Consider the following 20,575-nt stretch of genomic DNA (forward strand, 5'->3'; position numbering starts at 1 on the left):
GAACACATGTCCATGCCGACTATCAAGCAAGTACGCGCTTTCACCGTTCGCGGCGGCGGCGCCGATTACCACGATCAGGGCGCCGATCACTGGATCGACGATCACATCGCCACGCCGATGGCCCGCTATCCCGAATATCGCGCGAGCCGCCAGTCGTTCGGGCTGAACGTGCTCGGCTCGCTCGTCGTCGAGATCGAAGCGAGCGACGGCACCGTCGGCTTCGCGGTGACGACGGGCGGCGAGATCGGCGCGTTCATCGTCGAGAAGCATCTGGCGCGCTTTCTCGAAGGCCAGCGCGTGACCGACATCGAAAAGATGTGGGATCAGATGTACAACGCGACGCTGTATTACGGGCGCAAGGGCATCGTGCTCAACGCGATTTCGGGCGTCGATCTTGCGCTGTGGGATTTGCTCGCGAAGGTGCGCCGTGAGCCGGTGTTCCATCTGCTCGGCGGACCGGTGCGCGACGAGTTGCAGTTCTATGCGACGGGCGCGCGTCCGGATCTCGCGAAGGAGATGGGTTTCATCGGCGGCAAGATGCCCTTGCAGCACGGCCCGGCGGAAGGCGAGGAAGGGCTGCACAAGAACATTGCGAAGCTCGCGGACATGCGCGCGAAAGTCGGCGACGATTTCTGGCTGATGTTCGATTGCTGGATGAGCCTCGATCTCAACTACGCGAAGCGCCTCGCGAACGCGGCGCGCGAGCACGGCCTGAAGTGGATCGAAGAAGCGCTGCCGCCCGACGACTACTGGGGCTATGCCGAACTGCGCCGTTCCGTGCCGGGCGGCATGATGGTGACGACCGGCGAGCACGAAGCGACGCGCTGGGGCTTTCGCATGCTGTTCGAAATGGGTTGCGCGGATCTCGTGCAGCCGGATGTCGGCTGGTGCGGCGGCATCACGGAGCTCATCAAGATTTCGGCGCTCGCGGACGCGCACAACGTGCTCGTCGTGCCGCACGGTTCGTCGGTGTACAGCTATCACTTCGTCGTGACGCGTCATAACTCGCCGTTCGCCGAGTTTCTGATGATGGCGCCCAAGGCCGATCAGGTCGTGCCGATGTTTACGCCCTTGCTGCTCGACGAACCCGTGCCGGTCAACGGCCGCATGAAGGTGCCGGAGACGCCGGGCTTCGGCGTGCGGCTGAATCCGGAATGCGCGTTGACGCGGCCTTACACACACTGAGGGGCATCGCATGTTGCTGGAGAACAAGGTCGTCGTAGTGACGGGCGGCTCGCGCGGCATCGGCCGTGCGATCGCGCTCGCGAGCGCGCGCGAAGGCGCGGACGTCGCGATCAACTACTGGCGCGACAACGACACGTCTTACGGGAAGGCGTCGGCGGTGGAATCGATCGTCGGCGAGATCGAGGCGCTCGGGCGGCGCGCGATCGCGGTCGAAGGCAACGTCGCCGAGCGCGAGACCGGCATCGAACTGATCCGGCGCACGGTGGAAGCGTTCGGCCGCGTCGATGTGCTGTCGAGCAACGCGGGCATCTGTCCGTTTCACGCGTTCCTCGACATGCCGGCTTCTGTCTATGAAACCACGGTCGCCGTGAATTTGAACGGCGCGTTCTACGTCACCCAGGCCGCCGCGAACCAGATGAAAGCGCAGGGCACGGGCGGTGCGATCGTCGCGACGAGTTCGATCAGCGCGCTCGTCGGCGGCGGCATGCAGACGCATTACACGCCGACCAAGGCGGGCGTGCATTCGCTGATGCAATCCTGCGCGATCGCGTTGGGACCGTACGGCATCCGCTGCAATTCGGTGATGCCCGGCACGATCGCGACGGACCTCAACGCCGACGATCTCTCGAACGAGGACAAGCGCGCCTACATGGAAAAACGCATCCCGCTCGGACGTCTCGGCGCACCGGACGATGTCGCGCAGTGCGTCGTGTTTCTGGCTTCGGATCGGGCGCGCTATGTGACGGGCGCGTCCTTGCTCGTCGATGGCGGGCTGTTCGTGAACCTTCAGTGACGCGACGACGCCGAGTACTTGCGCAACAACGCGATGAAGTACTCGGCCGGTTCGCTCAAGGTTTCGAACTTGCGCCGCAACAAGCCGAATCCGGACAGGCTCTTGCCGATCTCGATCGGCAGTTCGATCAGCAATTGCGCGCGCAGATAGTCGCGCACGACTGATTCCGGCAGCATCGCGACGGCTTCGCTGTTTTGCAGCAGTTGCAGCGTCGCGAAGATCGACGCGCATTCGACGATATCCGCGGGCGTCGTCAGCCCGGCGCGCGCGAGTTCGTCTTCGAAGAGGCCGCGCGCGGGACTCGTGATCGGTTGCAGAATCCAGGGCCAGCCGACGAGCGTTTGCAGCTCGAGCGAAGCCTTGTCCGCCAACGGATGCCCCGCGCGCACGACAAGCCGCATCGCTTCGCGCGCGAGCGGCTCGAAGTCGAAATCGTTGTGCTGCAACGGCGTGGTGAGGCGTCCGAGCGCGAGGTCGACTTCGCGGCGATGCAGCAATTGCACGACCTGATCGCTCGTCTCGCCGAGAATGCGCACGTTCAGTAGCGGACGTTCGGATTTCAATTCGGTGACGGCCATCGCGAGCACGTCGGGCGCTGCGCCCATGATCGCGCCGACCGTCAGTTGACCGTGACCGCCGCGGCGCTTGGCGTCGAGATCGTCGGCGAAGCGCGTCAGGTCCGCGAGCGAGCGGCGCGCGTAAGCGAGCGCGGCGGTGCCGAGCGGCGTCGGCTGCATGCCGCGTGCATTGCGCTCGAAGAGCAGAAAGCCGAATGCTTCCTCGATGTCGGCGAGCATACGGCTCGCGCTCGGCTGCGCGACGTTGATCGCGTCGGCGGCCTGATGCAGATTGCGCGCGTCGTCGAGCGCGACGAGAAGGGCGAGATGCTTGAACTTCAGCCGATTGACGAGCGCGATCGGTGAAAGGCTGGACGACACACTTTGGGACACGTTCTGGTTCATTCGACAGTCCGCTCGGAACCGCGCGATGATACGGCGCAGCGATACGTTTTTGCGATCGGCCAATCCTGCAATCGGATTGTCGTGTTATCGGTCGGCGAATTATAGTCGCAGCACGACGAGTCCCGAACGCAGGGATTCACCAAACATAAAAAGGCGGTCCGCCATGGAGACAGTGGCATTTCGCATGACCCTCAAGCCGGGCATGCGCGAGGAATACGAGAAGCGTCATCGCGAGATATGGCCGGAACTGGCCGATGCGTTGCGCGCCGCCGGAATCCGCGATTACCGGATCTTTCTGGACGACTCGAACGGGCATCTCTTCGCCATTTATCAGCGCACCGACACGCACACGACCGATGCGTTGCCGACGCTGCCCATCATGCGCAAGTGGTGGAACCTCATGGCCGAGTTGATGGACACGCACGCGGACAATTCGCCCGTGACGACGCCGCTCGTGCCGGTCTTTCATCTTCCCTGAAACGTTCGCCTCTTTCGCGAGGAACGCCATCATGCAGGTCGTCGATCCGCACATTCATTTGTGGGACTTGAAGACGCATCATTACCCGTGGCTTGCGAATCCGCAGACGTCGTTCGTCGGCGATGCGCGCGACTTGCAGCACGACTATCTGCTCACCGATCTGCTGCGCGATGCCGAAGACATCGAAGTGCTGAAGCTCGTGCACGTCGATGCAAATCACGATCCCGCCGATCCCGTCGAGGAAACGCGCTGGCTTCAATCGATCGCGGATATCGAAGGCATGCCGAACGGCATCGTCGCGGGCGCGGATCTGTCGGCGGATGACGCGCAGCAAGTGCTCGAAGCGCATGCGGCGTTCGCCAATACGCGCGGCATCCGCCAGATTCTCAACGTACATGACAGCAAGCTCTACGACTACGTCGGGCGTCATTACATGCGCGAGCCGCAATGGCGCAGGCACTTCGGCTCGCTCAAGCGCTTCGGCATGTCGTTCGATCTGCAGCTTTATCCATCGCAGATGGAAGAGGCGGCGCAACTCGCGCGCGAGCATGCGGATACGCAATTCATCGTCAATCATGCGGGCATGTTCGTGGATCGCGCATCGACGCAAGGTTATCGCGCGTGGCGCGACGGCATGCGCTTGCTGGCCGCTTGCCCGAACGTCGCGGTGAAGCTGAGCGGCTTTGCGATGTTCGATCACGGCTGGACTATCGAAAGCCTGCGTCCTTACGTGCACGAGACGATCGATACGTTCGGCGTCGAGCGCGCGATGTTCGCATCGAACTTTCCGGTGGATCGGCTGTTCGGCACGTACACGGCGTTGTGGAACGCGTATGCGCGCATCGTCGCCGACGCGAGCGACAGCGAGAAAGCAGCGCTCTTCGTGCGCAACGCGGAACGCATCTACCGCATCTGAGGAAAACGACATGACGACGCCACGTCTTGAACTGAGACACGCCAGCAAATCGTTCGGCCGCGTGCGCGCGCTCGGCGACGGCAGCCTGCAACTCTTTCCCGGCGAAGTGCACGCGCTGCTCGGCGAAAACGGCGCGGGCAAATCGACGCTCGTGAAGTTGCTCGCGGGCGTCTATCAGCCGGATGCGGGTGAGTTGCTCGTCGAAGGCGAGGCGCGCCGCTTCGCGAATCCGGCGCAAGCGCGCGATGCGGGCATCGCCGTGATCTATCAGGAGCCGACGCTTTTCGCCGATCTTTCCATCGCCGAGAACATTTACATGGGCCGCCAGCCGCGCGATCGCTTCGGGCGCATTCGCTACGACGAGATGCATCGCGAAGTCGATGCGTTGCTCGCGTCGCTCGGCGTGAATCTGCGCGCGCAACGGCTCGTGCGCGGATTGTCGATCGCGGATCAGCAAGTCGTGGAAATCGCGAAGGCGCTGTCGCTCGACGCGAACGTGCTCATCATGGACGAGCCGACGGCCGCGCTTTCGCTGCCCGAAGTCGAGCGGCTCTTCGCGATCGTGCGTGCGTTGCGCGAGCGCGATGCCGCGATTCTCTTCATCACGCATCGTCTCGATGAAGTGTTCGCGCTGACGCAGCGCATGACGATCATGCGCGACGGCATGAAGGTCCACGACGCGCTCACCGAGAACATGAACATCGATGCGATCGTGAGCAAAATGGTCGGCCGCGATCTCGACACGTTCTATCCGAAAGCCGATGTCGCGCCCGGCGACGTGCGTCTTTCGGTGCGCAATCTCACGCGCGAAGGCGTGTTCAAGAACGTGTCCTTCGATGTGCGCGCGGGCGAGATCGTCGCGCTCGCGGGACTCGTCGGCGCGGGACGAAGCGAAGTGGCGCGCGCGATCTTCGGCATCGATCCGGTCGATGGCGGCGAGGTGAAGATCGCCGGCAAGAAGCTCGCGCTCGGGCATCCGGCGGCGGCGGTGCGCGCCGGGCTCGCGCTGGTGCCGGAAGATCGTCGCGCGCAAGGGCTCGCGCTGGAGTTGAGCATCGCGCGCAACGCATCGCTGACGGTGCTCGGCCGATTGATGCGCCACGGGCTCATCACGGCGAGAAGCGAATCGACGCTCGCCGCCGACTGGGGCAAGCGCCTGCGTCTGAAGGCCAGCGATCTCCATGCGCCCGTCGGCACGCTGTCGGGCGGCAATCAGCAGAAGGTCGTGCTCGGCAAATGGCTCGCGACGAATCCGAAGGTGCTCATCATCGACGAACCGACGCGTGGCATCGACGTGGGCGCGAAAGCGGAGGTGTATCGCACGCTCGCCGAACTCGTCAGAGAAGGCATGGCCGTGCTGATGATTTCCAGCGAGCTGCCCGAAGTGCTCGGCATGGCCGATCGCGTGCTCGTGATGCACGAAGGCCGCATCAGCGCCGATATCGCGCGCGCCGAGGCGAACGAAGAACGCGTAATGAGCGCTGCGCTGGGCGCATCGCCTGCCGTTTTGGGGCACGCAGCATGATGACTCGACATACATCTTCACTTCCCGCGATGCACGCCGCCGATACGAAGCGCGAAAGCCTCGCGGTCACGATCGCGAAGAGCCGCGAGCTGACGCTCTTCATCGTGCTGCTCGTGCTGATCGGCGCGACCGGCGCGGTGAAGCCCGATTTCCTGAACCTGCAGAACCTGCGCGACGTGCTGCTCAACGTGTCGATCATCGGCCTGCTGACGGCGGGCATGACGATCGTGATGCTGATGCGGCATATCGATCTGTCGGTGGCGTCGGTCGTCGGCGTGAGCGCGTATGGCGTCGGCAGCCTCTTCGTCATGTTCCCGCACATGCCGGTGATCGTGGCGATGTTCGCGGGCATCGGCATCGGCTTCGTGATCGGCGCGGTGAACGGCGCGCTCGTCACGTTCGGGCGCGTGCCGTCGCTCGTCGCGACGCTCTCGACGCTCTATATCGTGCGCGGCGCGGATTACGCGTGGGTCCACGGCGGCCAGATCAACGCGACGAGCCTGCCCGACGCATTCGCGTCCATCGCGACGGGCTCGCTTATCGGCGTGCCGAATCTCGTGCTGATCGCGCTCGTCGTGCTGATCGCGCTGTCGGTGTATCTGAAGCAGTATCGCGGCGGGCGCGAGCATTATGCGATCGGCTCGAATCCCGAGGCCGCGCGTCTTGCGGGCATACGCGTGGATCGCCGCGTGATGATCGGCTTCCTGCTTTCCGGCGCGATCGCGGGGCTCGCGGGCGTGCTGTGGCTCGCGCGTTTCGGCACCGTCGATGCCAGCACGGCGAAGGGCATAGAACTGCAAGTGGTGGCAGCGGCGGTCGTGGGCAGCGTCGCGATCACGGGTGGCGTCGGGACCATCGCCGGCGCGACGCTCGGTGCGCTCGTGCTCGGCGTCATCAACATCGCACTGGTGGTGCTGCGCGTGTCGCCATTCTGGCAGCAGGCGATTCAAGGCGCGCTGATCGTCGCGGCGATCGCGCTCGATACCTTGCTCGCGCGTTCCGTCGCGCGCCGCATGATGAGGAAACGCGATCATGGCTAAACCCGATTCCGCTCTGTCCACGACGAAACGCCGCCCTCTGCAATGGGAAGCGATGCTCGCGATCGTGCTCGTCGTATCGCTCGTCGCCGGGCGCGTGCTGTCGCCGTTGTTCCTGTCGACGGCGAACATCTCGAACATGCTCGCCGACTTCACCGAGATCGCATTGATCGCGCTGCCGATGACGCTCATCATCGTCGCGGCGGAGATCGATTTGTCGGTGGCGTCGGTGCTCGGCGCATCGAGCGCGCTGATGGGCGTGCTGTGGCACATGGGCTTGCCGATGCCGCTCGTGATCGTCCTCGTGCTCGCGTTCGGCACGCTTGCTGGCCTGCTCAACGGCCTCGTGATCGTGCGCTTCAGTCTGCCATCGCTCGCGGTGACGATCGGCACGCTCGCGCTTTTTCGCGGCCTTGCGTACGTGCTGCTCGGCGATCAGGCGATCGCGGATTTTCCCGCGTCGTACACGGCGTTCGGCATCGATACGGTCGGCGACACCTTCCTGCCGATGCCGTTCGTACTCGTCATTGCAGGCGCGATCATCTTCACGGTCTTGCTGCAAGCGACGCCTTTCGGCCGCAGCCTCTTCGCGATCGGCGCGAATCCGACGGCCGCGCAATTTTCCGGCATCGATGTGGCGAAGACGAAGCTGAAGCTCTTCATGATGTCGGGCGCGATGGCGGCGCTCGCGGGCATCGTCTACACGCTGCGCTTCACGAGCGCGCGCGGCGACAACGGCGAAGGCTTCGAGCTCTCGGTGATCGCGGCGGTGCTGTTCGGCGGCGTGAGCATCTTCGGCGGACGCGGCTCGATGATCGGCGTGCTGCTGTCGCTCGTCATCATCGGCGTGCTGCGCAATGCGCTGACACTCGCGGACGTATCGAGCGAAACGCTCACCATCGTGACGGGCGCGCTGCTGCTTTCGTCGGTGCTGATCCCGAATCTCGTCGCGCGCTGGCGGGCCGCGCGCGAGAAGCGTCTGATGGCGCAGGCGCTTTGAACGTCGTAATCAACCAGCGCAGCCAATGCGCAATGACAGGAGACATGCCAACATGAATAAACCTCATCGATTCCTGCGCGGGCCGGCGCTGGCGGCGGCCTTTCTCGCGGCGACCGTGGCGCTTTCGGCAAGCGCCGCCGATATCAAGAGCGGCCTGAAGATCGCTTTCCTGCCGAAGCAGATCAACAACCCGTACGAAGTGATCGCCGACGACGGCGGCATGGCCGCGATCAAGGAGCTCAAGGGCGATGGCAAGGTCGTGGGTCCGTCGGATGCGGGCGCGTCGTCGCAGGTGAGCTACATCAACACGCTCATCACGCAGCGGCAGAACGCGATCGTGATCGCGGCGAACGATGCCAACGCGGTCGTGCCGTATCTCAAGAAGGCGATGTCGCAAGGGATCAAGGTCGTGACCTTCGACTCGGACACGGCGCCCGATGGCCGGCAGATCTTCGTCAATCAGGCCGATTCGGAAGCGATCGGACGCGGACAGATCCAGTTGCTGTCGAAGCTGATCGGCGGCGAGGGCGAATTCGCGATTCTCTCGGCGACGCCCAATGCGACGAATCAGAACACCTGGATCAAGTGGATGCAGGAGGAACTGAAGAAGCCCGAATATTCGAAGATGAAGCTCGTGAAGATCGCGTACGGCAACGACGACGATCAGAAGTCCTTCGTCGAGACGCAGGGCTTGTTGCAGGCTTATCCGAACCTGAAGGGTATCGTCGCGCCGACATCGGTCGGGATCGCGGCGGCGGCGCGCTATATCTCCAGTTCGCCGGCGAAGGGCAAGGTCGTCGTGACGGGCCTCGGCACGCCGAATCAGATGCGCGCGTTCGTGAAGAACGGCACGGTCAAGGCGTTCCAGTTGTGGGATCCGGGTCAACTGGGTTATCTCGCGGCGTTCGCGGCGGCCAATCTCGCATCGGGGACGATCACCGGCAAGGAAGGCGATTCGTTCGAGGCGGGCAAGCTGGGCAAGCGCACGGTGGGCAAGAGCGGGGAAGTGATTCTCGGCCCGCCGACGACCTTCGATGCCGCGAATATCGACAACTTCAATTTCTGACGAGAAGGGCGCGCTTCGAGCCTGAGAGGATGACGAAACGCCCTGCGGGGCGTTTCGTTTTTCAGCGGCTGCCGCGTTGTCGATGCACGAAGGAAAAGCCTTTGCGATCAAAGCGTTGAGGCGATGCTCCCACGGCTATCCACAAGGCTCTCCACAAAAACTGTGGACAACCGCACACATTCATTTGATCCCCTGGCCGCCGCGCATCACCTGCACGGCGGTCGCCGATTCGAACCGCGCGTGCACCATATCCCCGGATTTCAACCCGGCGAGCGGCACATCCGGCGCGGCTTGCAGCGTCACCGTCTTGTTCGGCCCGCGCAGCGTGATGCGCCGGTTCTTCGCATCGACGCGCTCGATCGTCCCGATCACCTCGACGACGCGCGCCTCCGCCGCCACGCCCCCCGACGCGGGAATCAACGCGTCCGTGTCGATGCGCTCGCGGATGCCGTTCGACTTCACCTTCGTCGCGCTCACGAGCACCGCGCTGCGATATTCGATGTTCACGATATCGCCGAGCTGAAGTTTCTTCACATCGCCGACTTCGGGATTCACCGCCACTTCGACGACGCGCCCGCCCGGACCCTGCAGCGACACGCTGTTCGTCGTCGGATCGATGCCGACCACGCGCGCCTGCACCTGTGCGATGGCCGCCGCGCCGCGCGTCGTCGGGGCGGACGCGGCATCGTCGGCGGATGCGCTTCCGATCGCGCCGAGAGCGAGCGCCACGCAGGCGGCGAGAATCCTGACCGAACGATGCGAAGCTTGAGATGACGAGCGGAACATGCCGTGCCTCCTTATGTTCGTGTTGCTTCAGTCAACTTGCGGAACGCGCTCAGCGGCGCGACTTCGACAGCAAATGTCCGAGCCCGAGGTTCGTCGCGATCTGCCAGATATAGACGCGCGAGTAACGCACGCCGTAGCGCCGCTCGATCAGTTCGCGCAGACGCGCATTGGTCCACGTATCGCTCTCGAAACCGTGCGCGCGCGCGGGCCCACGCAGCGCGGCGGCGATCCAGTCGAGCGCCTCGCGATCCAGCACCGACGCGCGCCCGCCGACGCCCATCTTGCCGAGCGCGTCGAGGCCGCCTTCGTCGACGATCGCCTTGTAACGCCGCACCGTTTGCAAGGAAAGATGCAGCGCCTCGGCCACCGCCTCGACCGACGCGCCACCGAGCAGCATGCGTCCGGCCGTCATGCGCCGCACGACGCTCGGCAGTGTGTCGGGACGGGAGAGCATGGCGCGCGCCGCTCGATCGTTAGGATTACTTCGGTTGACCGGGACGTCAGGCGCCACTGTGCGAACCCGAGCCGGTGCCTCGCGCGCGTTCCTGTGCCGGTCGATGCCGGCGAGCGGCGGGTGCAACGTTGCGGCGTCCGTATGCGTTCATGCGTGCCCCCTGGTCGAATGGAGACGGCGGGACTTGATCGGGCGTGCTTGACGTCAGGCCGATGCGTGGCTCGAATAGGAGCCGACTTACAGAGAAGTATCAATAAACGTTTTCAGGCTCGATGGGCAACCATCGGCGAAAATTTTTTGGGCTTGATAAATCCCTGTGAATTGCCTATGAACGCTGCCTATGAGCAGCGAAAACGCGACCGGCGAGCGCGCTGGGCGCAATGTACCGGGTCTGCGTTTCAAAGGACGCGCGCGAACCGCCGCCAGCGAGGCGCGGCCTGCCTCGGCAATGTGCCGACGACGCTCAAACGCGATAAAACTCGATGTCCTGCCCGGCGTGCACTGCACGCTTGAGCCACTCGGGCATATCGCCGATGCCGTCCCACGTATCGCCGCTCGCGTTTCGGAATATCGGCGCCCCGGCATCCGACGAATGCGGTATCAGGGGCAATTGCGGCATCGGCCGCTTTGCCTTGGGTGCGCCATGAGTTCCGTTGGTCTTGGTGAAGGAGGGCGGCGGCGGATTCTCCGCCGGCGCTTCGGCCAATGCTTCGGCCAACGCTCTTTCCGAAATGCCGAACTCAGCCATTCGGCTGCGCAAATACGCAATGATGCTGTCTCGCTTTCTTTCGTCCACGGCTTTCCTGATTCAGCTTTTTGATTTTCAGAGGACGAACCGAAACCCCGCGCGGACCGGGGCGGTTCGATGACTTGAATATATGTGTTTTATGAAGCGTGACGCAGTGCATGGCACGCGTCAATTAGTGTATTACCGCACGCCTATTAATTCGCGCGATGACTTTGCCTTTAATGTGTGCATTGCCACCAATGCGAACGTTCGCCCGCCCGAGCATCGCCGTGACGGACGCGCGAACGGGAAGCGCGCGGAACGTCACGTGGGGAGCCACGAACCGATGGCGAAGCCGCTCCGCCAATTCCGCATGGCGGCCGAAACCTCGCTAACTCTATTGTATGCTGCCGATGGCAACTATTAAAACGTTTTAACGACTGTGTTGTTCCCCAGGTAATTCGGCACCGTGCGCGCGAATGGCGGCAATCAGCTCCGCGGGCGTAATTTCATAACGCACTTCGCGGTGAATGCCGGGTTTGCGCTCATCGATTTCAATCAGCAGTACGGCTTTGCCGTCCGCTGCCGGTTCGAGGCGCAGCGAACGCACTTCCTGTCCGCTGGCATCGTCGTATTCCGTCAGGAGCGTCATGGCGCCAGTGGCGGCGCTTCTCGGCATCGACATTCTTCCTCCCGTCTTGCGACGTCGTTGTTGTTGTGTCGCCGCGCCGAACACCGGCATGCACGAATATCGGGCGCGCCATGCGGAGTTTCAACTTGGCAAGTGAAGCGGACGCGAAGGATGGCGCGGCCCGCGCCGTCCTCCGGTATCTCATTATTGCCTGTCAAAAGCGCGCGCGTAAAGCGGGAGACCCGTCGAAGCCTTGCGACCCCTAATTTTCTCTGCTCAGGCCGATGGTTCAGGCGCTCGCGCCGATCGCGTCGCGCGCCTGGCTCGTGAGCTCGAACGAGCGCAGACGCGCCTTGTGATCGAAGATCTGCGCGGTGACGATCAGCTCGTCGGCCTGCGTCTGATCGATGACCGAGCGCAGCCCGGCTTCGACATCGGCGGGCGCGCCGACGACCGAACACGCGAGCGAATGCTCGACGCCCGCGCGCTCGGCGTCGCTCCACGCGATCGACTCGACCGGCGGCGGCAATTGTCCGGGCGTGCCGCGCCGCAGATTGATGAACTGCTGCTGCAGCGACGTGAAGTGAAAGCGTGCTTCATCGGCGGTATCGGCGGCGAACACGTTCACGCCGACCATCGCGTAGGGCTTTTGCAGCGTCGCGGAAGGGCGGAATTGCTTGCGATAGACCTCGAGCGCGGTCAGCAGATAATCCGGCGCGAAATGCGACGCGAACGCGAACGGCAGCCCGAGCGCGGCCGCGAGTTGCGCCGAGAACAGCGACGAGCCGAGCAGCCAGATCGGCACGTTCAGGCCGGCGCCGGGCACCGCGCGCACGCGCTGGCCTTCGACCGGATCGGCGAAGTAGCGCTGCAATTCGACGACGTCATCGGGAAACGATTCGGCGCTGCCGTGCAGGTCGCGGCGCAGCGCTCGCGCCGTGGTCTGGTCGGTGCCGGGTGCGCGTCCGAGTCCGAGATCGATGCGTCCCGGAAACAGCGAAGCCAGCGTGCCGAACTGCTCGGCGATCACGAGCGGCGCGTGATTCGGCAGCATGATGCCGCCCGAGCCGACGCGAATCGTCTTCGTGCCCGCCGCGATATGGCCGATCACCACGGCGGTCGCCGCGCTGGCGATGCCCGTCATGTTGTGGTGCTCGGCGAGCCAGTAGCGCAGATAACCCCAGCGCTCGGCGTGCTGGGCGAGATCGAGCGAATGGGCGAAGGCGTCGGCCGGCGTCGAGCCGAGCGGAACCGGGGAAAGGTCGAGTAGCGAGAAGGGGATCATTGCGGCTTTCCGAAAGCGTGACGGATCGCGATGCATCCGGCATCGCGCTGGTTTCACGCGCTGAAAAGACCGATTGTGCCGAAAGTCCGCGGAATCTGCCGGAATGCACCGTGGGGCGAAGTGTCAGGCGAGGCGAGGATAGCCGCGCTCGATGGCCTCGCGCTCGTAGTCGAGAATGGCCGCGTAGTCCGTCTGTGTGCGTCTGACGATGCCTTTGAGCCTCAGCCGTGCGGCGAGCGCGGGGTCGTCCGCGAGTGCATCGGCGAGGGCGTCGAGGATTGCGTCGATGGAATCCGGCGGCACGCGCAGCGACGCGATGAACGGCAGCGCGCTCGCGCCGGCGGTCACGTCGAGCACGCGCCCGCCCGCCGTCAATTCGGGCAGATGCGCCTGCGCGAACGCGAACGTGACGCAGTCGATCGCGGCGATGTCAGCGCGCGCTTCGGCGATTGCGGCGAGCGACGCGAGATGCGCGCCGGTTTTCGTCACCGACGCGAAAAAACGCCCGTCGTGCGCGTAAGGAGCGACGGCGTGTCGGAAAAGGTTCATGCCGCTGTTGGAATCGTCGTCGTTGTAGGCTGCGCGCAGGTTCCGGCAGTCTTCGACCGATTGCGCGCCGACACGCGCCCCGACGACGATCACGCTGCGATAAGCGCCGGTTTCGCAGCCGGGCGCGTTGAAATCGGGCGCGCCTACGACTTGCACGCGATTCGCGAGCGCATGCACGAGCGGATAGCCGCAGGTTTGCGACAACAACACGTCGTCGCGCAGCCAGAACGCGGTGAGATCCGCACCGGGATCGACGATCTCGAGCGTATCGCCGCGTGCGCGTAGCCAGTCCGCGAGCTGCTCGCGGACACGTTCGAGCAGCGTGCGCCAATCCGCGGCGAGCGCGGGCGCGACGTTGTACATCGGCAGGGCGGCGATCCAGTGCATGACGCGAATCGTACCGTGGGAGGCGTCAGCTCGCGAGACGCGCGGGTTCGCGGCGCGCGTCGCGGCGTCGATCGGCAGATGCGTCCGGCGCGGCGAACGGATGCACCGGTTCAGCAGCCTGCGCGAACGCGTGACGGCTCGCCCATTCGCCGTATCCGCGCACGACGAAACCGCCGTTGCTCGCGCGATAGGCATCGCGCCGCCGCGCATAGATCCGCCCGAGCGCGAACCACGGCACGCCCGGCAGATCGTGATGCACGGCGTGAAAGTTATTGTTGAGAAAGAGCAGTCGCCACGGCCACGCAGCCTCGTTGACGACCGTGCGTTCGCTATGGCTCTCCGCCGCGCGATGCTCCTGAAACGAGCGAATCGACGCCAGCGCGAGCGACGCATAGCCGACACCGAACACGAAGGCGCGCCACGGAATGCCGCATCGCGTGTCGAGCCAGCTCGCGAGCAGCACGAGCGACGCGAGATGCACGATCCAGCTCGCGACGATTTTCCAGCGCCGCTCGACGACGGCCTGCGCCGCCTCGCGCCACGATGCCGCGATCGAGAACCACGGCCCGATGAGCATCCGGCCCGCGAAGGTATTGCGCGCGGCGAGCGCGGCGCGCAGGACGGGGCCCGCGCTCGCCCACTGTTCGGGCGTCACGTAATAGCTCTCGGGATCGCGTCCCGGCTCGGTCAGATGCGCGTCGTCGTGATGCCGCAGATGCGACTCGCGATACACCTCATACGGAAACCATACCGCGAGCGGGGCGATGCCGATGAGCATGTTGACGAGCGGCCAGCGCGTCGGATGACCGTGCATCAGCTCGTGCTGCAGGGACATATACCAGCACGACAGCACCGCGAGCAGCGCGACGGCCGGAACCAGCCCGATCGCGCGCGCGTTGAGCGCGACGCCGAACCATCCGCCGTAGATCGCGACGGCGACCGCCCACGTCGGCCATTCGCTGCGCCAGCGCCAGGTTTCGCGCTGGCGTTGGAGTTCCTGGCGTTGGGCGTCGTCGAGATAGCGGGGCATGGCGGACGTCGAAAATGGCGAAGGGCCATGGTAGCGGCGCGTCGCATGCCTCCCAACCAAGGAATCCGGCTAAGGATTTCGCATTCGACGCAATATGCATCCGATTTTTGACCATGCATCGGCGCACGTTATGCTTTGTCCCTTCATCCTCGCAAGCGCGCGCATATGTCCGAACCGATCGAGCCCGCTTCCGCGCCGCATCAGGCGCATCGCAACCTGCCGCGCAAATCCGCGCGGCTCATCGGCGGGCTGATCGCGTTCAACGTGCTCGCGTGGCTCTGGGCGTTGGTCGCGTTCCGTCACTATCCGCTGCTGCTCGGCACGTCGTTGCTCGCGTATTCGCTCGGGCTGCGCCATGCGGTCGATGCCGACCATATCGCCGCCATCGACAACGTCACGCGCAAGCTGATGCACGAAGGCAAGCGGCCGCACTTCGCCGGCTTCTTCTTTTCGCTCGGACATTCGACGATCGTCGTCGCCGCCACCGCGCTCATCGCCGCGACGGCGATGGCCGTGCACGGCCGGTTCGCCGAGTACCGCGAGATCGGCGGAATCATCGGCACGTCGGTGTCGTCGCTCTTTTTGTTCGCGATCGCGGCGATGAACCTGTTCGTGCTGCGCGGCGTATGGCGCGCGTTCCGTCGCGTGCGGCGCGGCGAAACCTGCCGCGACGACATAGACATGCTCACGGTCGGCGGCGGTCCGCTCGCGCGCATCGCCCGTCCGCTTTTCAGGCTGATCGGCAAGAGCTGGCACATGTATCCGCTCGGCTTTCTGTTCGGCCTCGGCTTCGACACGGCGACCGAAATCGGGCTGATGGGCATCGCGGCGGCCGAAGCGGCGCGCGGCATGCCGGTGTGGTCGATTCTCGTGTTCCCGATGCTGTTCACGGCGGGCATGTCGCTCATCGACACCGCCGACAGCCTGCTGATGACCGGCGCCTACGGCTGGGCCTTCATGAAGCCGATCCGCAAGCTCTACTACAACCTCACCGTGACGCTCGTCTCGGTGCTGATTGCCGTGCTGATCGGCGGCATCGAGGCGCTCGGGCTGATCGCGGACCGGCTGCGGCTGAAGGGCGGACTGTGGGACGTGGCAGCGTCGCTCTCCGAGCACTTCGGGATGCTCGGCTACGGCATCGTCGCGCTGTTCGCGGCGTGCTGGATCGTCTCCGCGCTCATCTACAAGTGGCGCGGTTACGAATCGCTCGACGGCGGCGTCGCCAGATAATCAACGGGCATTCTTCCTGCTTCGTGGATGCGCCAGCCGCTCATCCACATTTCGCATCGAGCGGCGTTCAGGGAGAAAGAACATGAACGACCCGCAAGCGGGGGCCGACTCGCCGCATCTCGACAGCGCCGAGCAGGAGCAAGCCGCCGAGCATTCCGCACCGCATCCGCTCGTCATCCACGAGATCGTGCGCGAGGAAGGCGAAGTCGCGATGGAGCGCACCTTCGCGGCGCTGATGTGGTCGGCGCTCGCCGCCGGCCTGTCGATGGGATTCTCCTTTCTCGTCCAGTCGATTCTCGAAAGCGCGCTGCCGGAGGCCCGCTGGACGGGACTCGTATCGAGCTTCGGCTACACGATCGGCTTCGTCTTCGTGATCCTCGGACGTCAGCAGCTCTTCACCGAAAGCACGCTGACGGCGGTGCTGCCGGTCCTTACGCGGCGCGATTTGTCGACGTTGTTCAAGGCGCTGCGCCTTTGGGCGATCGTGCTTTTCTTCAACCTGGTCGGCACGACGATCTTCGCGGCGATCCTGCAGATTCGCGGCGTCTTTTCGCCGGAAGTGAGCGAGGCGCTCGCCAAGGTCGCGATGACGCCGCTTTCCGCGGATTTCGGCGTGACCGTCGTTCGCGGCGTGTTTTCCGGCTGGTTGATCGCGCTGATGGTATGGCTGCTGCCGAGCGCGCGCTCGGGGCGGCTCCTCACGATCCTGCTCGTGACCTACACCGTCGCCGTGAGCAAGCTCACGCACGTCATCGCCGGATCGGTCGAAGCGGCCTACGCGGTGATGATCGGCGCGGCGGACATCTCCGACTACTTCTTCGTGTTCCTCGTGCCGACGTTCATCGGCAATGTGATTGGCGGCGTGTCGCTCGTCGCGATCGTCAATCACGCGGCGATCGCGCCAGAGATCACGAGCGCGCCGCAGCGGCATCGCGACTAAGCGCGCATCATTTGTTGTTGCCCGCGCCCGTGCCGTAAAGGCCGTTGTTGAAGCCGGTGCTGCCCTCGGCCTTGTGCTTCTTGTCGGCGGTCGCGGCGCGGCCCTGCGCGGCATCCTTCGATTGCGGTTTCTGCGATTCGACCAGCGGCGAGCCCGATGGATTCGCGCGCGAGCTCGAATCCGACTGACGGCTTTCCTGTCGCTCCGAGCCGCCGCCGTTCGTGATCTGCGCGACGCCGACCGTGCTGAACGTCGCGATGAGACTGGCGACGATCGCGTTCGCGAGCATCGGCGAGGGCCGGCGCGATGCGCCCGCGCGGTCGTGAAAGAAAGTGGACATGGCGATTCCCGGCATGATCGAAAGACTAGCTTTCGAGCATGAACGGTGCCTGACGCGGCAAAGCGGCGCGTTGAAACGCACGTGCCGTGAATCGTCGGAAGTTCAAAGGACCGTTGCACGCCCGCTTCGTCGCGAGACGCGGGCGCGAACGAGGGATTCGCGCCGCAGCGCGAGCGGCGAAAGCGGTTCTTAGGCCGCTTTCGCCCAAAGCCTGTTGGTCGATCTTTTACGGCTGCCGGAGCCGTCGCGCGGACCGCTGTCGACTGTGTCGAGCGCGACGCGCAACGCTTCGATGCGTTGCTTCTGCGCCGGCACGAGCGCGTAACCCTTGACCACGGCGGCGAGCCGCTCCCGCCAGTATTCGACGTTGAGCGTGCCGGAAGACTGCTTGTGCATCGTGCGAAGTTGCGCGAGTGCGCGCTCGATGTGCTGAAGCTCGACGTCAGCCAACGCCGAGGGCAAGAGACTGCCCTTGGTCTCGTTTTTCTTCTTCATTATTTGGTCTTCCTCTCGGCCATACGACGGCTTGTCCCGACATCGGACACGCGCGCCGTTGAGGCACCCCGTTCACCCGCGCATATTTTTGTGGCTAAGCGGGTGGCCCTTGCTCTTTTCTTCGGATGACCGATCGTTGCCTGTCTCGGCGATTTCGATCGTTAACAAAAATGTACGCAACGCGGGCCTGATGGCTCCGTCTGTCATCGCACATTGGTGTGAGAGCAACGCGGGGATTTCGATGTTGCGTCGCGCAAGGGCGACGCAGGCCGATCATTCGTCGTTCGCGGACGGCGTTTTTGCCGTGCGTTTGCCGCTGCGGCCGATCTGTTCTTCCATCGCGAGATCGAGCTTGCTGGCCTTGCGCGGCTTGGCCGGATCGCGGGCGTTGACGAACGCGACGAAGTCGTCCATCGGCATCGGCTCGGAGATTTTCTTCGTGCCTTCGGGCGCGCGCTCGGCGAGATAGAAGTAGCCGCCCGGCATCGAGATGGCCGCGTAATTCGCGTTGCCGCTGCGCGTCTTGAGCCGTTCGACGGCGCTGATGGCTTTGGTCGAGCGCATGGTCCTGTCTGCTTATTTCTGAGGTTCGTCGTGAGCGGTGGCGTCCGCCGGCGCGCATTTCTTGCCCGCGCCTTCGATCCACATGTTCGACGGATGACGCTGCCCCGGATAGTACCGGTACGTGGTCTCGCCGTTGTCGTAGCGGACCTTGATGACGTTGGAATCGCCGAATTCCAGCATCACGCCTTGCGGGATGGACGTCTGCTTGTATTGGGCGTCGTGCTTTTTCGCTTCGGCGGCGATGCACTGCACGATGCCGTTCACCTTGTTTTCCGTCGACGATTTCTCGACTTCGGGTTGTCCTGCATCTTCGTTATGAAACTGGGCGCAGGCGGCGAAAAGCACAGGCAACGCGAGCGCCGCGGCGAGTTTTTTCATGGTCTTTCCCGTTTGATCTTCTGGTGCCGAACACGACATTAGAGCACAAGCCCTTGACAGTCCGGTCACGCTGCAGCAAGGCCCGCGCCCGCGTGCGCCGCGCTTCATGCGTCGGGCGGCACGCCGAGCAGCGGCAGCGTCGCGCCGACGATGCCCGAGAACACCGGCCCCGCGACCGTTCCGCCGTAATAGGTGCCCCCCGTGGGCTCGTCGATCATCACGGCGACGATCACGCGCGGATCGCTCATCGGCGCGATGCCGACGAACGACGCGCGGTACTTGTTCGCCGCATACGAGCGTCCGACCTGCTTGCGCGCCGTGCCCGTCTTGCCGCCGACGCGATAGCCTTCCACCGCCGCCGCGCGGCCCGTGCCGTGGTCGCCGGTCGCGTTTTCGAGCATGTTGCGCACGGCCTTCGCGGTCGCGGACTTCGTCACCTGCACGGCGTCGCGGCGCGTTTCGCCGTGAATCAGCGTGGCGGGATAAAAGCGTCCGTCGCCGGCGTACGCCGTGTAGATCTGTGCGATCTGCACGAGCGACAGCGATAAACCGTAGCCATACGCCATCGTCGCCTGTTCGATCGGCTTCCAGCGCTCGGGCGCGCGCAGGCGGCCGGTCGCGGCGCCCGGAAACGTCAGCTCGGGCGCGCGGCCGATGCCGTATTCGCGGTACTTGTCCCAGATCGTCTGCGCGGGAATCTGCAGCGCGAGCTTCGTGAGCGCGACGTTGCTCGACATCTGCACCGCCTCGGACACGGTGATGACGCCGTGATTCGACGTGTCGTGAATCACGTTCGGGCCGAGCTTGAACGTGCCCGGCGATGTGTCGATGCGCGTTTCGGGCCGCACGCGGCCGAGATCGATCGATAGCGCGGCGACGAGCGGCTTGATCGTCGAGCCGGGCTCGAAGGTGTCCGTGAGCGCGCGGTTGCGCAACTGCTCGCCGGTGAGGCGCGAGCGATCGTTCGGATCGAAGCTCGGATAGTTGGCGAGCGCGAGCACTTCGCCGTTCTTCGCATCCAGCACGACGACGCTGCCCGCGCGCGCCTTGTGCTTCGCGATCGCCGCCTTGAGTTGCGAATGCGCGAGTTGCTGGATGCGCCGGTCGATCGTCAGCTGAATGGTTTCGCCGTTCTGCGGCATGGCCGGCTCGCCGATCTGCGAGACCACGCGCCCGAGCCGGTCGCGGATCACTTCGCGCTGGCCGGCCGCGCCCGTCAGACGCGCGTCGGCGGCCAGCTCGACGCCTTCCTGCCCGTGATCCTCGTTATTCGTGAAGCCGACGACGTGCGCCGCCGATTCGCCTTCGGGATAGAAGCGCTTGGTGTCCGGCACGAGCGTGATGCCCGCGCGCCCGATCGTCGCGATGCGCTCGGCGGTTTCCGCTTCCACCTGACGTTTGAGCAGGACGAACGCGCGAGTCCCGTCGATGCGGCGCTGCAGATCCTTCGGCGGCATGTCGAGCAGGCGCGCGATCTCGCCGCCGTGATCGCCGTCGAAGAGCTTGGGCGTCGCCCAGACTTCGTAGGTCGCGAGGCTGACGGCGAGCATCGCGCCATTGCGATCGACGATGCGTCCGCGCGTCGCCGAGAGCGCCAGCGTGCGCTGATAGCGCTTCTGGCCTTCGCCGATATAGAACTTGTGGTCGATGACCTGGACCCACAGCGCGCGTCCGGCTAGCGTCAAAAACGCCGCCGTCACCCCGATGACGACGAGCCGCGAGCGCCAGGCCGGCAGCCGGTTTGCGAGCACCGCGCTGCGGTGATGCGTCTGGAAATCGCTGCCGCCGCGCGTCTTCTTCTTGAACATCGTGGTCTT

Annotated in this window: 23 protein-coding genes; 10 read left to right on the forward strand and 13 right to left on the reverse strand. The window is 64.6% G+C overall.

Annotated elements, in window-relative coordinates; all coding sequences use genetic code 11:
• Positions 1-6: 6 nt before the first annotated feature.
• Positions 7-1,185, forward strand: a complete 1,179-nt coding sequence (gene rhmD / locus NCR93_RS16265) for an L-rhamnonate dehydratase (RefSeq protein WP_008353545.1) — start codon at positions 7-9, stop codon at positions 1,183-1,185.
• Between the two features lie 10 nt (positions 1,186-1,195).
• Positions 1,196-1,978: an L-rhamnose 1-dehydrogenase Lra1 gene (gene lra1 / locus NCR93_RS16270; RefSeq protein WP_008353544.1), complete on the forward strand. Its 783-nt coding sequence runs from the start codon at positions 1,196-1,198 to the stop codon at positions 1,976-1,978.
• On the opposite strand, the gene NCR93_RS16275 is transcribed toward lra1, so the two are convergent.
• Positions 1,972-2,940: a LysR family transcriptional regulator gene (locus tag NCR93_RS16275; RefSeq protein ID WP_008353543.1), complete on the reverse strand. Its 969-nt coding sequence runs from the start codon at positions 2,938-2,940 to the stop codon at positions 1,972-1,974. The genes lra1 and NCR93_RS16275 overlap by 7 nt on opposite strands.
• A 163-nt stretch (positions 2,941-3,103) precedes the next feature.
• Between NCR93_RS16275 and rhaM the strand changes: the two genes are divergently transcribed.
• The 6 genes from rhaM to rhaS are packed head-to-tail and all read left to right on the forward strand — an operon-like array spanning position 3,104 to position 8,962.
• Positions 3,104-3,418 carry an L-rhamnose mutarotase gene (rhaM, locus tag NCR93_RS16280; protein ID WP_175979237.1) on the forward strand — a complete coding sequence of 105 codons (315 nt, stop codon included), beginning with the start codon at positions 3,104-3,106 and terminating at the stop codon, positions 3,416-3,418.
• 31 nt (positions 3,419-3,449) lie between these two features.
• Positions 3,450-4,334 carry an amidohydrolase family protein gene (locus NCR93_RS16285; RefSeq protein ID WP_175979238.1) on the forward strand — a complete coding sequence of 295 codons (885 nt, stop codon included), beginning with the start codon at positions 3,450-3,452 and terminating at the stop codon, positions 4,332-4,334.
• A 10-nt stretch (positions 4,335-4,344) separates the two neighbouring features.
• Positions 4,345-5,859, forward strand: coding sequence for a sugar ABC transporter ATP-binding protein (locus NCR93_RS16290; protein ID WP_175979239.1), 1,515 nt, complete (start codon positions 4,345-4,347; stop codon positions 5,857-5,859).
• Positions 5,859-6,899, forward strand: coding sequence for an ABC transporter permease (locus tag NCR93_RS16295; RefSeq protein WP_175979565.1), 1,041 nt, complete (start codon positions 5,859-5,861; stop codon positions 6,897-6,899). The genes NCR93_RS16290 and NCR93_RS16295 overlap by 1 nt, the downstream gene beginning before the upstream one ends.
• Complete coding sequence (locus NCR93_RS16300; protein ID WP_175979240.1) at positions 6,892-7,896, forward strand: ABC transporter permease; 1,005 nt, start codon at positions 6,892-6,894, stop codon at positions 7,894-7,896. The genes NCR93_RS16295 and NCR93_RS16300 overlap by 8 nt, the downstream gene beginning before the upstream one ends.
• A 52-nt stretch (positions 7,897-7,948) precedes the next feature.
• Positions 7,949-8,962, forward strand: coding sequence for a rhamnose ABC transporter substrate-binding protein (gene rhaS, locus NCR93_RS16305; RefSeq protein ID WP_008353534.1), 1,014 nt, complete (start codon positions 7,949-7,951; stop codon positions 8,960-8,962).
• A 180-nt stretch (positions 8,963-9,142) separates the two neighbouring features.
• Here rhaS and NCR93_RS16310 read toward each other — a convergent pair whose 3' ends face one another.
• The 7 genes from NCR93_RS16310 to NCR93_RS16340 all read right to left on the reverse strand — a co-directional run bounded on the left by NCR93_RS16310 (position 9,143) and on the right by NCR93_RS16340 (position 14,811).
• Complete coding sequence (locus tag NCR93_RS16310; protein ID WP_008353527.1) at positions 9,143-9,748, reverse strand: copper-binding protein; 606 nt, start codon at positions 9,746-9,748, stop codon at positions 9,143-9,145.
• A gap of 49 nt (positions 9,749-9,797) precedes the next feature.
• Positions 9,798-10,202 carry a helix-turn-helix domain-containing protein gene (locus NCR93_RS16315; protein WP_008353526.1) on the reverse strand — a complete coding sequence of 135 codons (405 nt, stop codon included), beginning with the start codon at positions 10,200-10,202 and terminating at the stop codon, positions 9,798-9,800.
• Between the two features lie 463 nt (positions 10,203-10,665).
• Positions 10,666-10,998, reverse strand: coding sequence for an H-NS family nucleoid-associated regulatory protein (locus NCR93_RS16320; protein WP_008353524.1), 333 nt, complete (start codon positions 10,996-10,998; stop codon positions 10,666-10,668).
• 364 nt (positions 10,999-11,362) lie between these two features.
• Positions 11,363-11,608, reverse strand: a complete 246-nt coding sequence (locus NCR93_RS16325) for a hypothetical protein (protein WP_008353523.1) — start codon at positions 11,606-11,608, stop codon at positions 11,363-11,365.
• Positions 11,609-11,849: 241 nt separating this feature from the next.
• A complete protein-coding gene (locus tag NCR93_RS16330) occupies positions 11,850-12,845 on the reverse strand; it encodes an LLM class flavin-dependent oxidoreductase (RefSeq protein ID WP_008353522.1) in 996 nt (331 codons plus the stop codon).
• Positions 12,846-12,968: 123 nt separating this feature from the next.
• Positions 12,969-13,781 (reverse strand): phosphate/phosphite/phosphonate ABC transporter substrate-binding protein, encoded by an 813-nt coding sequence (locus tag NCR93_RS16335; protein ID WP_175979241.1) that lies wholly within the window; start codon positions 13,779-13,781, stop codon positions 12,969-12,971.
• A 25-nt stretch (positions 13,782-13,806) separates the two neighbouring features.
• Positions 13,807-14,811, reverse strand: coding sequence for a fatty acid desaturase (locus tag NCR93_RS16340; protein WP_175979242.1), 1,005 nt, complete (start codon positions 14,809-14,811; stop codon positions 13,807-13,809).
• A gap of 165 nt (positions 14,812-14,976) precedes the next feature.
• Here NCR93_RS16340 and NCR93_RS16345 point away from each other — a divergent pair, with 165 nt between their 5' ends.
• Positions 14,977-16,041 carry a HoxN/HupN/NixA family nickel/cobalt transporter gene (locus tag NCR93_RS16345; RefSeq protein ID WP_175979243.1) on the forward strand — a complete coding sequence of 355 codons (1,065 nt, stop codon included), beginning with the start codon at positions 14,977-14,979 and terminating at the stop codon, positions 16,039-16,041.
• Positions 16,042-16,123: 82 nt separating this feature from the next.
• Entirely contained in the window at positions 16,124-16,981 is an 858-nt protein-coding gene (locus tag NCR93_RS16350; RefSeq protein ID WP_008353518.1) for a formate/nitrite transporter family protein, read from the forward strand.
• A gap of 7 nt (positions 16,982-16,988) precedes the next feature.
• Here the strand turns inward: NCR93_RS16350 and NCR93_RS16355 are convergent, their stop codons facing one another.
• The 5 genes from NCR93_RS16355 to NCR93_RS16375 form a co-directional block, all read right to left on the reverse strand.
• Positions 16,989-17,321, reverse strand: coding sequence for a hypothetical protein (locus NCR93_RS16355; RefSeq protein WP_008353516.1), 333 nt, complete (start codon positions 17,319-17,321; stop codon positions 16,989-16,991).
• 189 nt (positions 17,322-17,510) lie between these two features.
• Positions 17,511-17,816: a hypothetical protein gene (locus NCR93_RS16360; protein ID WP_008353512.1), complete on the reverse strand. Its 306-nt coding sequence runs from the start codon at positions 17,814-17,816 to the stop codon at positions 17,511-17,513.
• Between the two features lie 273 nt (positions 17,817-18,089).
• A complete protein-coding gene (locus NCR93_RS16365) occupies positions 18,090-18,380 on the reverse strand; it encodes a hypothetical protein (protein ID WP_034471787.1) in 291 nt (96 codons plus the stop codon).
• 12 nt (positions 18,381-18,392) lie between these two features.
• The gene (locus tag NCR93_RS16370; protein WP_008353509.1) at positions 18,393-18,758 is read right to left on the reverse strand and encodes a hypothetical protein; all 366 of its coding nucleotides are present in this window, start codon (positions 18,756-18,758) and stop codon (positions 18,393-18,395) included.
• Between the two features lie 104 nt (positions 18,759-18,862).
• On the reverse strand, positions 18,863-20,566 hold the full coding sequence (locus NCR93_RS16375) for a peptidoglycan D,D-transpeptidase FtsI family protein (protein ID WP_175979244.1): 1,704 nt from the start codon (positions 20,564-20,566) through the stop codon (positions 18,863-18,865).
• Positions 20,567-20,575 lie beyond the last annotated feature (9 nt).

Origin of the sequence: Caballeronia sp. ATUFL_F1_KS39 (assembly GCF_023630985.1) — a bacterium.
Lineage (GTDB): Bacteria > Pseudomonadota > Gammaproteobacteria > Burkholderiales > Burkholderiaceae > Caballeronia > Caballeronia zhejiangensis.

Excerpts from the sequence above, each read along its gene's own strand:
- rhmD (WP_008353545.1), top strand. The coding sequence starts at position 7 with ATGTCCATGCCGACTATCAAGCAAGTACGCGCTTTCACCGTTCGCGGC.
- lra1 (WP_008353544.1), top strand. The coding sequence starts at position 1,196 with ATGTTGCTGGAGAACAAGGTCGTCGTAGTGACGGGCGGCTCGCGCGGC.
- NCR93_RS16275 (WP_008353543.1), bottom strand. The coding sequence starts at position 2,940 with ATGAACCAGAACGTGTCCCAAAGTGTGTCGTCCAGCCTTTCACCGATC.
- rhaM (WP_175979237.1), top strand. The coding sequence starts at position 3,104 with ATGGAGACAGTGGCATTTCGCATGACCCTCAAGCCGGGCATGCGCGAG.
- NCR93_RS16285 (WP_175979238.1), top strand. The coding sequence starts at position 3,450 with ATGCAGGTCGTCGATCCGCACATTCATTTGTGGGACTTGAAGACGCAT.
- NCR93_RS16290 (WP_175979239.1), top strand. The coding sequence starts at position 4,345 with ATGACGACGCCACGTCTTGAACTGAGACACGCCAGCAAATCGTTCGGC.
- NCR93_RS16295 (WP_175979565.1), top strand. The coding sequence starts at position 5,859 with ATGACTCGACATACATCTTCACTTCCCGCGATGCACGCCGCCGATACG.
- NCR93_RS16300 (WP_175979240.1), top strand. The coding sequence starts at position 6,892 with ATGGCTAAACCCGATTCCGCTCTGTCCACGACGAAACGCCGCCCTCTG.
- rhaS (WP_008353534.1), top strand. The coding sequence starts at position 7,949 with ATGAATAAACCTCATCGATTCCTGCGCGGGCCGGCGCTGGCGGCGGCC.
- NCR93_RS16310 (WP_008353527.1), bottom strand. The coding sequence starts at position 9,748 with ATGTTCCGCTCGTCATCTCAAGCTTCGCATCGTTCGGTCAGGATTCTC.
- NCR93_RS16315 (WP_008353526.1), bottom strand. The coding sequence starts at position 10,202 with ATGCTCTCCCGTCCCGACACACTGCCGAGCGTCGTGCGGCGCATGACG.
- NCR93_RS16325 (WP_008353523.1), bottom strand. The coding sequence starts at position 11,608 with ATGCCGAGAAGCGCCGCCACTGGCGCCATGACGCTCCTGACGGAATAC.
- NCR93_RS16330 (WP_008353522.1), bottom strand. The coding sequence starts at position 12,845 with ATGATCCCCTTCTCGCTACTCGACCTTTCCCCGGTTCCGCTCGGCTCG.
- NCR93_RS16335 (WP_175979241.1), bottom strand. The coding sequence starts at position 13,781 with ATGCACTGGATCGCCGCCCTGCCGATGTACAACGTCGCGCCCGCGCTC.
- NCR93_RS16340 (WP_175979242.1), bottom strand. The coding sequence starts at position 14,811 with ATGCCCCGCTATCTCGACGACGCCCAACGCCAGGAACTCCAACGCCAG.
- NCR93_RS16345 (WP_175979243.1), top strand. The coding sequence starts at position 14,977 with ATGTCCGAACCGATCGAGCCCGCTTCCGCGCCGCATCAGGCGCATCGC.
- NCR93_RS16350 (WP_008353518.1), top strand. The coding sequence starts at position 16,124 with ATGAACGACCCGCAAGCGGGGGCCGACTCGCCGCATCTCGACAGCGCC.
- NCR93_RS16355 (WP_008353516.1), bottom strand. The coding sequence starts at position 17,321 with ATGTCCACTTTCTTTCACGACCGCGCGGGCGCATCGCGCCGGCCCTCG.
- NCR93_RS16360 (WP_008353512.1), bottom strand. The coding sequence starts at position 17,816 with ATGAAGAAGAAAAACGAGACCAAGGGCAGTCTCTTGCCCTCGGCGTTG.
- NCR93_RS16365 (WP_034471787.1), bottom strand. The coding sequence starts at position 18,380 with ATGCGCTCGACCAAAGCCATCAGCGCCGTCGAACGGCTCAAGACGCGC.
- NCR93_RS16370 (WP_008353509.1), bottom strand. The coding sequence starts at position 18,758 with ATGAAAAAACTCGCCGCGGCGCTCGCGTTGCCTGTGCTTTTCGCCGCC.
- NCR93_RS16375 (WP_175979244.1), bottom strand. The coding sequence starts at position 20,566 with ATGTTCAAGAAGAAGACGCGCGGCGGCAGCGATTTCCAGACGCATCAC.